We start from the raw sequence: 11007 nt of genomic DNA, 5'->3' as shown, positions 1-11007 counted from the left end.
GACCTGAATGACCTGAATGACCTGAATGACCTGAATGACCGTTTCTCTAATCGGGCGCTGAGGTCAAGCTCTTTTTCCTTGTATTCGGATCATATCCATCTCCGGGTCACGCTTCTCTTCGCAGTCTGGATTGCTCTTTACAGTGAAAGGCTGCATGCATGTGCCGGAATGGTTGTAGAGAGCCACGCTAATGGACGCGCTTTCATGGCGCAGCAGACATTTTCGGCTTCATCTACAAACCTCGTCCAGAGAGGACGATCCTGCCGTGATGTTGAAGTGCGATTAAATCATGCTGCAACCTCTAGGCCATCACGACAGGACGATGTATCATCAGCCCACATACGGTGCATGACAATTGCAAGCTTTCTGGCCACAGCGACAACGGCACGGCGGCGCCTTTTGGTCCGCATCAGGCGCATCCCCCAGCTCTTGATGCTGGATCTGCCGGTACAGTGGGTTAGCATCGCATTGGCAGCCGTATAAAGGGTAGAGCGAACCTCCATGTCTCCTGCTTTGGAGATCCGACCAGGATTCTCGGTTTCTCTTGACTGAAATCGCCTTGGCGTTAAGCCGAAATGAGTAGCAACCGTTCGCGAGCTCTTGAAACGCGCTGGATCATCTACAGCAGCGACAAATGCGAGTGCGGTCATTGGGCCAACGCCGGGGATCTCCATCAGTCGTAAGCAAACTGCATTGGTGCTTGCCGCGTGTTTAACGCGCTTATCTAGCTCTTGATAAGCTTGCAGTAAAGCAAGCCGCGCGTCCAGCAGTGGAACCAGCGCCAGGCTCAAATCCGGACTGGCTTCGATAAACGGTCGCACTGTTGCATCAAAGCGTGTGTGTTTAATCCGTTCTGGCAAGCGCAGGCCGTAAATCTTCAAGAGCCCGCGGACCTCGTTTGCCAGGTCTATACATTTACGCAAGCAGGCCTTGCGACTGCTCAGAAGCGTGCGCATTGCATGCGAAAGGCGACTTTTCATATGTACCGGGCTATAACAGCCAGAGCGCAGAACCTGCGTTATGCCACGTGCATCGTTCTTATCAGTCTTGTTACGCATGGCCGACAGAGCGGCATTCACCTGCCGAGCCTCCATACAGACAACGTCAAAACCGTGTTGTTCTTTCAAACCGTAAAACAGAGGCTGGCTCATTGTTCCAGCTTCAAAGCCTATGCGGGTAATAGGCAACGACACCTTTGCCAAGGTGCTGGCGATAACGTCTACCTCGCAGGCAACTGAGAGTTCAAACGCAATCTTGCCTTCGCCGTTGATCACGCAAATTGAAACAGACCGTAAAGAAACATCTAAACCAGCATAGTATTCCATGGTGCTCTCCCATCCTCGCAGCAATATGCTGCGATCTTAACAGGAGTTGACCTTTCGTGAAGGACAAGCCCGATTACGCATGCTATTGGCCCGCTGTGCCAAGATAGCATAAATTTGGGGAGAGCTTTTTGCACATGCAGCAAGGTGTAAGATATGCGACATTATATACTTTATTATGCCGTCACACAATTAATGTGAATGTATAATAGTTCCTGCACACAAGGCTGGTTTGGCATAATAATTTTTGCACACTAACAGCGGCAGGGCTGAGAAACGGTGCAACTTTGTGTCTGCTTGCGGGATTTGGTTTTGTAGCAGCTCGTGCCATATTAGGCCTCTTCCGATCACCAGAAAGTATGCCAACCCTTTTATCAACCATATTCGGGTTTGTCTGTGCGCATTAGTTATCTGCCGTGTCTTCTATTACGTCTAAGAAAAATTATAATTATTAACTTCGCTTATAGCTCCAAGGCTATCTGACACAGGCTAAGAGCCAATAGTTCTTGGGGTGAAAATGATCGTATTTCGCCAGAAACCGGGTTGGGTTTTGACGGAGCACCGCATTTTGGCGAGAAGTGATACGTATATTTCCAACCCACGCTGAAATATATCTAATCATGCCGCTAAATGTTTAAGTATCAGATATCGCACATAGTATGGATATATGTATTATACTTTATTCATGAGAGGCGTGTACAATTCATTTTGCTTCGCCTCCAAGTGCAATAAAAGAAATTGATGAAGCTATGCCGTCCATTACTGTAATTAAAGCCCTTAAGAAGCTGGGTAGCGATATCAATATCGCGCGTCGGAAGCGTAAGTTGGCGTGTTCCGATTTTGCAGAACGCATTGGCGTATCAAGAGCAACGGTATCACGTTTAGAACGTGGGGATCCCGGTGTGAAGATCGAGACGTTGGTTGGGGCACTACATGTTCTTGGTGAGATAGAGAAGATCTCTAACCTGCTGGACGTAAGCCGTGACACTACGGGCATGTTATTGGATTTGCAGCGCCTGCCTAAGCGTATTTCCTCTGAGAAAAGCCGTGCGAGGGCAAGAACAGACGGACCGATTGACCCCAAAGGAATTGCTTTCTAAGAATGCACACCCTGTTTGTCATTGACCCTATATGGACAGATCGATTGAATTGAATAAGGGAACGTTTTGGCCCAAGATCACGACGGCAGGAGTGCGGCATGCGGCGAAGCACAAAGACTGCCAGCGTTGCTGCAGAATGCATGGACAAGGAAATCCGGGGCAAGTCCCGCAATCGCTATTTCACTGAAGACAAGAACCGAATTGTGCTTACTGGGTTCTGCGGCGAGGACCGAATTGCCGAATTGTGTAAGCAGGAAGGACTCTCTTACAGCTAGTCCAAGGAAATTTGGACTGTTGGAGGAAAGTAACAGTTACCTGATCTGCAGCAAGTATTTGGATGGAACTGATCTGCTCAACCAAACGCCGTTGTGCGCAAGGAAAAAAGCGTGACCGCTTTGATGCATCTCGAGAGCAGGTACCTGAAAAATAATAGGTTTTCCACGACGAGATCCAACCGAAATTGCAGTATCTATCGTATTGCTGAGATGTACATACTGCCTTGTTTGAGGTTCTAAGCCATTCTTCAAGATAGATCCCATGTATTTGCTAGCAGTTCCGTGGAACAGAAACTCTGGCGGCTGGGTCGCAGACAAACCAAGGTCTATATCGATCGAGTGGCCTTGGTTGGCACGAATCTTACGGCCGTCTGCGGAAATTGCGAACCTTTGCTTGTTGTTGTCCCGAACGACCCTTTCCAGTTGCGCAGTACTTAAATCGAACCCGCATTTCTTCTTTAGTTCAGCAATTGATGCCCACCCAGCAACGTCCAGTTTTAATCCGATTTTCTCGGGTTCATGACGTAAAATGAGGCTAAGGAATCTGCTTATTTTTCCGTCCGTTTTCTGCATGTGAAGGCCTTGATTCCGCTGATCTTGCACTAGAGTATTATAGTATCGGGAGCTTTGTGCAGTGTTTTGAGTGCAGGTTGATACTCTATAGATGTGCGAACAACACTCTATGCTGTTTTAGGCTCAGGACCAGAACAGGCTTTGTCTTGTCGAAAGGTGGTGGAAATGCCGCTATAAATAGACCCCGTATTTGAGGCGTGCCATGTGCTCTTCGAGCATTTCCAGCCCTACTGTTGTCGCAATGAGGTCAATCGGTTTCCGCTGATCCAGACCTGTTGCAGGATTACTCAGCCACTCTGCTGCAGCTGTCGTCGTACCAAAAATTTCTGTTGCCTGACCCAATATGTCGGCAAACTTCCAGACTTTGTTGCTGAGTTCTACAGATAGAACCGCGCCGTCCTGTTTCCGATGTCGTCTGTGTAGTGTCCGTAGTCTGATCCCTATCGTTTTTTCCAGAGTGTCGGCAGCACCAAGAAGAGCAGCTTTCTTGGTCAAAAATAACAAAGTGGAGATCGGCAAGCCATCTAACAGCAGTTCATGAGCCTCCAGGCTGGTTCTCACCGGTCTACCAATTGTGTTCTCACCACCGAGAACCTTATAGGTTCTTGCGATGTGGTGGTCATCTTCAACAGCTTTCAGCATCGATATCCCTGTATACATCGTGTGGCGCACTTGGAAGGATTTGCACCCAATCTGATTGTAAGACTTCAACGCAAGCGACAATTGAGGTCTGGCCGGGGACCTGAGATGGCTCTGTTGCAAAGTTTCGCTTGGGCCTAAAAACTTAGAATACCATTCCAGTACATCACTCATTACGCTGATCATCACTTCAAGATTTTCCATATTCGATTGAAAATCGGATCCTCAGCGTCCAAGTGTGTGCCCTTTTGGCGCTGAAGCAAAGAAAATTATTCTACGCCAAAAATATTTACAACAGAGCCGTCATACGCCACACGATTTGCCTATGCGAGTGAGCAGCAGCCCATTGAAAGGTCCATATTGAAAGTTAGTGCATGGTTGGTCTTTGGTCCATGGAAATTATGGCTTCGGGGGCCGGCGGACGGTACCCCAGAGCACTGTGTGGCCGTTTAGTGTTGTAGTGCCTCCTCCAGCTTTCAATGATTATCTGGGCTTCACGTAGCGAGTAGAAGATTTCGCCATTCAGTAGCTCATCCCGCATTCGGCCATTAAAACTCTCGCAATATCAAGCCCCAGCTGAGAAGTTCTCAGAGTGTGTTGCCGCGACGGTAATCCCCCCATTTTTGAAGGGTCTCGGCAGTAGAGTTATGCTGCCAGTTTTAGTTTGGTTGCGGGTGTGATGCCGCCGATGGCCATGTTGGGCCGTTCGTTGTTGTATGTCCAGAGCCAGTTGGTTGCTTCCCACTGGGCCTGTTCGATGCTCTCAAAGCCCAGCCATTCCTGCCTGACTGTTCTGTTATAGCGCTCCACATAGGCATTTTGAGCCAGCTTTCCTGGCTGGATATGTCGGATTTCAATACCTTGCGAGCTAGCCCATGACAGCAGGGTTTCACTGATGTTTTCCGGGCCATTGTCAACACGTATCGTCTTAGGTTTGCCTCGCCATTCAATCACTTGCTGTAAGACACGCCCCACCCTGAGTGCGGGAAGAGAGAAGTCGACTTTGATCGACAATCCCTCCCGATTGAAGTCATCCAGAATGTTGAGGGTGCGAAACCGCCTGCCATCTTCCAGCTGGTCAGACATGAAATCCATTGACTACGTCTGATTGGGGCTGGAGGGCACCGCCAGCTTGTCAGGCCTTGCCCGTTTCAGGCGCTTGCGCGGCCTGATCCGCAGGTTTAGCTCCAGCTCGCAGTAAATGCGATAAACACGCTTATGGTTCCAGCCAAAGCCTTTGATGTTGCGAAGGTAAAGGAAGCACAACCCAAAACCCCAGCTCCTGTTGGTTGTCGTTAAACGCAACAGCCAATCAGCTATGACAGCATTCTCATCGCAAAACCGCCGCTGATAACGGTAGCAGCGCTCACTCACACCAAAGGTGCGACACGCCAGAGCGATAGAAACGCCTTTTCCTTCAACAGCAAACACAGCCATCTCCTTGCGTTGAGATGGCTTTAAGGCTTTTTTGCCAGTGCTTCCTTCAAAAGCTCATTTTGCAGCGACAGTTCGGCATACATCTTCTTGAACCGGCGGAGCTCATCTTCAGTAGACTTCATCGTTGAGATCATCGGGGCATCAAGGCCACCGTATTTTGCCCGCCACTTATAAAAACTCGCAGCGCTCATGCCATGTTCGCGGCACAACTGTGCAACCGGAATGCCGCTCTCCCCTTGCTTTAATATCGCAATGATCTGTGCATCGCTGAAACGAGATTTCTTCATAAAATCAGTCCTCAATATGAGGCAACAATATCTCTACTTTCAAACTCGATCAAATTCCGGGGGGGATTACCCGACCAGTTGAATCCACCGCCCGACGCTAGCCGCCGCCTCTCACTGATCAGAGTTTTTTCGTTACAGCGAAGGGCAGCAATAGTCCGCACCGTTACCTTTCAAAGTGATAAGTTGAGCAACCGCCTTAGGTCTCGAGTGGCAGATCATGTGAGAAAATGCTTCTATCAGGAGGACACTTTATTTTCCTCCGACAACACAAACTCTCTAATACTATGAAAACATAGAAATTATGCTAGTTGCATTATTAATAGTTCACTTCTCTATGAGTTCTACTTGTCGATGATGGCTCAAGCAGGTTGCCTTAATCATCAGGATCAAAGCATGTGTCTTGCAGTACTCGCTAAGAAGTCGGAGGACATATACTGGTCAACACCAGCTAGATCGGGGTGTTTGATCCCGGCTTCAAGCGCAAGCTTACGGGTATCATCTATTTCAAGGGGGAACGGCTCACGGACTTGAATAACTTCGCTGTGCCATTTCAGCAGCAAGAACACGGACAGTTCGAGGTCAAATTGCAGATGATGGGTTCTCTTCGAGTTGAAGACAACCGTTATCCTAGTACATTGCGATGCCGTCTGGGGAGGGCGGCAACCATCCCATCTCTTCATTTTCCTGATGCAGCCCAGGGACCGGCCAGCGTCAGAAGGTTGATGGCAAGACCTAAAACGCCCACCACAAATAACCGAAGCGGGACGTGAAAAACGCCTTGGCGCCCAATGGTCGCCAAGGTTCTGTTAAATATGTCGAGTTCATAGAGTAATCAAACCAGCTCAAAGTCGTCTTGATGCAAACTGGTGCTTGTAACGTTTCGCAAGGTTACAGAATTGCTCTCATCAATTTTAATCACGGTATCTGAACCAACGCTGCTCATTGCAGCCACGACGGCATCATAATCTGCAAAGAGATCAGCATCAAAGCGGATTACGTCTTCAGAACCCGCTCCAGCTTCGAAGTCCAAAATAGCATCATGACCAAAGCTTTCGCCCTCGAAAATAAATGTATCGGAGCCACCGTTTCCTGTCATCAGATCATCACCAGCAAGCCCATCAATACGCTCGCCGTAATAATCATCGCCGACTATTATATCTGCGGAAGCGGTACCAACAAGAGTGGTGTTCGCTCTCATTGTATTTTGATCCCAAGTGGTGCCATCGGCAAACTCAAGATAGTTAACTCCCTCGCTGCGACCTGCAGCATTTTCTCTATAACTTTGAATAAGAGTGATGCTCTCGCCGGTTGTCTTAATAGTCACGATCAGGTCTCGCGGGTTCTCCAGACTTTGCGTTAACACAATATCATCAGCGTTCAATTCCTTAAGTTTCAAACGGTCCGAGCCGTATCCACTTTCCTCTTTGATAGTGTCATTGCCATCGCCGGCGCCCCAAAGGTAAATATCATTCCCTTTGCCACCTTCGAGAAGATCGTTGTCTGTTCCGCCATCAAGCGTATCAACACCATCCCCGCCGACTAGGTGGTCGTTTCCACTTCCACCATAAAGCGTATCGTCGCCGTTGCCACCTCGGACTTCATCCTCTCCCTCGTCTCCGTAAAGCGTGTCATTGCCATCGCTACCAAAGATATAATCATTTCCTTTGTCAGCATGAATGGTGTCTGAGGATTTCCCACCAACCAGACGATCATGTGAAGCTGTCGCTTCTACCGATTTTTGCAGCAGGATTTCTTCATCCCAAATTGTTCCATCAGCAAAGATAATCTGCTCAACGCCAACTTCTCTACTGTTGTAGAATTGCTCTTCAAGGTTAATGGAACCACCATCCTTGAAGACAAGCTTTACATCATCAAGGTCCTCTGAGCTGCGAATTACAATAACATCTTCTTGAGCAATATCATTACCAAGTATTAACTTGTCATTTGACCCGTCAGCTCCGCCTTCAAAAATCGTGTCTTGCCCATGGCCTAAGCTGTAATGGTAGACATCGTCTCCATCTTGACCTTTGAGCGTATCGTTCCCTAATCCTCCGTTGAGGACTTCCCCGAAGGCATCTGTCCCAATAATTACATCGTTCCCATCTGTAGTGTGGCTGTCGATTGCCAGTTGAGACACTACAGATCTACTCATAGAAGTACCATCAACAAACAAGATGGTTTCGATGGCATTGTTTCCGTTGCTATCAAGTTGACGAATTACTGTGACCTGTTCGCCATTTGGCAGACGGATAATTAGATTGTTGCCACTGCGGCTGAAGCGAACATCTGCCGCACTCACATCAGTAAAAGTCAGGGTGTCAGCGCTGCCATAATCATCTTTGTCCGTTATGGAATATGAGCCATCCCCCATTGTGTGGGTATAGGTCTCATTCTTGTAAGTTCCAATGACAAACCCACTGGCCTTCATTTCCGCCATCAAACGATTGCGGACCTCATCCTGGTTAAGCGTGATATCATCAGCAAACACAAAACTCTCAATGGAACGGTAGCCATCGCTGTCAAGTTGGCGCACAACCGTAATCTGTTCGCCATTAGACAGTGTTAGGATCAGGTCATTACCACTACGACTATATCTCACTTCAGTAGAAGCAGTATCCGTAAAGGTGAGCGTTTCATTGCCCTTATAATCTTTCGGCTCAGCAATGGTATAGGAACCATCCCCTTGCGTATGAACATAGGCTTCATCTTTTTCTGTCCCAAGGACAGCTCCTGAGGCCTTCATATCCGCCATCAGACGAGTGCGGACCTTATCCTGGTTAAGCGTGATCCCATCGGCAAACACAAAACTCTCAATGGAACGATCACCATCGCTATCAAGCTGACGCACAACCGTAATTTCCTCGCCATTCGGCAGGCGAATGATCAGATTGTTGCCACTGCGGCTGTAGTTCACATCATCAGAGTTTACATCTGTAAATGTCAACGTTTCAGCGCCGTTATAATCATCTGGCTCAGCAATGGAGTATGTGCCGTCCCCTTGCGTATGAACGTAGGACTCATCCTTTTCTGTTCCCAGAACAGCTCCTGACGCCTTCATATCGGCCATCAGCCGGCCACGAACTTCATCCTGGGTGAGCGTGACACCATCAGCAAATACAAAGCTCTCAACAGAACGATCACCATCGCTATCAAGCTGACGCACAACCGTAATTTCCTCGCCATTCGGCAGGTGGATGATCAGGTTATTTCCGCTACGGCCGTAGCTCACATCATCAGAGTTCACATCCGCAAACGACAGTGTGTCCCGGCTCCTATATGCATCAGGTTCTGCAATGGCGTAGGAGCCATCACCCATGGTATGGATGTAGGCCTCGTCTTTTTCTGTCCCCAGAACAGCCCCGGACGTTTTCATATCCGCCATCAGACGAGTGCGGACCTCATCCTGGGTAAGGGTGATACCATTAGCGAACATAAAGCTCTCAATGGAACGGTAGCCATCACCGTCAAGCTGGCGTTCAATCGTGATCTGTTCACCGTTGGCAAGGTGGATGATCAGGTTATTTCCGCTGCGGCTGTAGCTCACATCATCAGAGTTCACATCTGTAAACGTCAATGTCTCAGCGCTACCGTAATCTTGTGGCTCAGCAATGGTATAGGAGCCGTCCCCCAGAGTATGGGTATAAGCTTCATCCTTTTCTGTCCCACGAACGTTTCCTAAGGCTTTCATATCCGCCATTAGACGATTACGAACCTCGTCCTGGTTAAGCGTGATCCCATCGGCAAACACAAAACTTTCAACGGAACGGTAGCCATCACCGTCAAGCTGGCGCACGATCGTAATCTGTTCGCCGTTAGAAAGTGTCAGGATCAGGTCATTGCCACTGCGGCTATAGCTCACTTCAGTAGAAGCAGTGTCTGTAAAAGTGAGCGTTTCGTTACCATTATAATCTTGTGGTTCAACAATGGAATACGACCCATCCCCTTGCGCATGAGTGTATGTGTCGTCGCTCTCGGTTCCGACCTTGTCACCAGGAACGTCGCCAGCAGCAACAACACGAGATGCAACATCTGCTGAGCTCCAGGTCACCCCGTCAGCAAACTCAAAAAACTCAATACGATATGTTGAACTCTTCAACTGATTAAAGATGGTGATCGTGTCGGTTCCAGCCACACCAATCCGTAAGTGATCACCAGACTGAACAAACACCACCTGATCAGAATTCACATCCGTAAATACAAAACGATCTGTGTGATCCGAACTCCCATAGTCGTGAACTTGATAAGACCCATCCCCGAGAGCATGGGTATAGGTTTCTCCGTTATAAGAACCAATCACTGTGCCAGAGTCGCTAATCTTTTGATCAGCTACCGACTTGTTGCGGACGGCTTCAAGATCCAACACTGTTCCATCGGCAAATTCTATTTGCTCAATGGAGAAACGACTACCATTGGCAAAGTGATCCTTCACAGTAACCTGTTCACCATTGGAAAGCGTGATCACCAGATCTTCATCAGTGGTGGAAGAGAATTTAACGTCGCCTACATTCACATCCGTGAACACAAGACGGTCTGCGCGTTTGTCATGGTCCAGATCACTAATCCGGTAAGATCCATCTCCCAACGCGTGGATATAGGCCTCAGCATAGTCAGACCCAATAATCGTACCGGTCCCATTGGCCTTCTGGTCGGCTACCGACTTGTTGCGAATAGCCTCATGACTCAAAACCACACCATCGGCAAACTCAATTTGCTCAATAGAATTAAAAAGGTGCCCTGCAAAATGATCGATAATTGTAATTTGCTCGCCATTGGAGAGCGTAATAACTAAGTCATCACCACTGTTTGCAGCAAAGCTAGCATCATCCGCGTTCACATCCGTAAATACAAGACGGTCGGTGCGCTTGTCATGGTCCAGATCACTAATCCGGTAAGATCCGTCACCCAGTGTGTGGGTGTAGATCTCAGCATAATCTGTGCCGACAACTGTACCGGTTCCGTTGGACTTTTGATCTGTAACCGACTTATTGCGAATGGCCTCATGATTCAAAACCACGCCATCAGCGAACTCAATCTGCTCGATGGAATAGATTTGATTTTCCGTAAAGTGATCAACGACAGTGATCTGCTCACCATTGGAAAGCGTGATCACCAAGTCCTTGCCCCAGCTAGAGGCAAAGCTAACATCGTCCGCATTCACATCCGTAAAAACAAGACGGTCGGTGCGTTTGTCAAAATCCAGATCGCTGATCTGATAGGACCCATCACCCAGCGAATGGATGTAGGTCTCAGCATGATCAGATCCAATAATCGTGCCAGTGCCATTTGTCTTCTGATCGGCAACCGATTTGGATTGAATTGCCTCAAGGTTTAAAACCGTCCCATCAGCAAACTCGATTTCTTCAACTGATCGAGA

The 11007-nt window shown here is 48.3% G+C and carries 6 protein-coding genes and 2 pseudogenes; 2 read left to right on the top strand and 6 right to left on the bottom strand.

The genetic code is table 11. The features are described 5' to 3' along the window. Window positions 1-287: 287 nt before the first annotated feature. Entirely contained in the window at window positions 288-1325 is a 1038-nt protein-coding gene (locus PsWM33_RS17215) for an IS110 family transposase (RefSeq protein WP_063301022.1), read from the bottom strand. 746 nt (window positions 1326-2071) lie between these two features. Between PsWM33_RS17215 and PsWM33_RS17210 the strand changes: the two genes are divergently transcribed. Beyond that, window positions 2072-2422 carry a helix-turn-helix domain-containing protein gene (locus tag PsWM33_RS17210; protein ID WP_063301021.1) on the top strand — a complete coding sequence of 117 codons (351 nt, stop codon included), beginning with the start codon at window positions 2072-2074 and terminating at the stop codon, window positions 2420-2422. Window positions 2423-2520: 98 nt separating this feature from the next. Then, window positions 2521-2697 (top strand): hypothetical protein, encoded by a 177-nt coding sequence (locus PsWM33_RS27410; protein WP_193778414.1) that lies wholly within the window; start codon window positions 2521-2523, stop codon window positions 2695-2697. A 36-nt stretch (window positions 2698-2733) separates the two neighbouring features. Here PsWM33_RS27410 and PsWM33_RS17205 read toward each other — a convergent pair whose 3' ends face one another. The 5 genes and pseudogenes from PsWM33_RS17205 to PsWM33_RS17180 form a co-directional block, all read right to left on the bottom strand. Next, a complete protein-coding gene (locus PsWM33_RS17205; RefSeq protein ID WP_063301020.1) occupies window positions 2734-3270 on the bottom strand; it encodes an RNA 2'-phosphotransferase in 537 nt (178 codons plus the stop codon). Window positions 3271-3441: 171 nt separating this feature from the next. Continuing rightward, entirely contained in the window at window positions 3442-3912 is a 471-nt protein-coding gene (locus PsWM33_RS17200) for an antitoxin Xre/MbcA/ParS toxin-binding domain-containing protein (RefSeq protein WP_193778413.1), read from the bottom strand. 364 nt (window positions 3913-4276) lie between these two features. Continuing rightward, window positions 4277-4474 (bottom strand): annotated as a pseudogene (locus PsWM33_RS26870) (integrase core domain-containing protein); the annotation flags it as partial. 80 nt (window positions 4475-4554) lie between these two features. Next, a pseudogene (locus PsWM33_RS17195) lies at window positions 4555-5633 on the bottom strand (IS3 family transposase). Between the two features lie 832 nt (window positions 5634-6465). Then, on the bottom strand, window positions 6466-11007 hold a 4542-nt coding region (locus tag PsWM33_RS17180; protein ID WP_275078562.1), incomplete at its 5' end, for a calcium-binding protein.

It is taken from the genome of Pseudovibrio sp. WM33, assembly GCF_001623165.1.
Taxonomy (GTDB): Bacteria; Pseudomonadota; Alphaproteobacteria; order Rhizobiales; family Stappiaceae; genus Pseudovibrio.
The sequence above is the reverse complement of the archived record's forward strand: the minus strand, read 5'-3'. Positions and strand labels throughout refer to the sequence as shown.

Excerpts from the sequence above, each read along its gene's own strand:
- PsWM33_RS27410 (WP_193778414.1), top strand. The coding sequence starts at position 2,521 with ATGCGGCGAAGCACAAAGACTGCCAGCGTTGCTGCAGAATGCATGGAC.
- PsWM33_RS17200 (WP_193778413.1), bottom strand. The coding sequence starts at position 3,912 with ATGCTGAAAGCTGTTGAAGATGACCACCACATCGCAAGAACCTATAAG.
- PsWM33_RS17215 (WP_063301022.1), bottom strand. The coding sequence starts at position 1,325 with ATGGAATACTATGCTGGTTTAGATGTTTCTTTACGGTCTGTTTCAATT.
- PsWM33_RS17205 (WP_063301020.1), bottom strand. The coding sequence starts at position 3,270 with ATGCAGAAAACGGACGGAAAAATAAGCAGATTCCTTAGCCTCATTTTA.
- PsWM33_RS17210 (WP_063301021.1), top strand. The coding sequence starts at position 2,072 with ATGCCGTCCATTACTGTAATTAAAGCCCTTAAGAAGCTGGGTAGCGAT.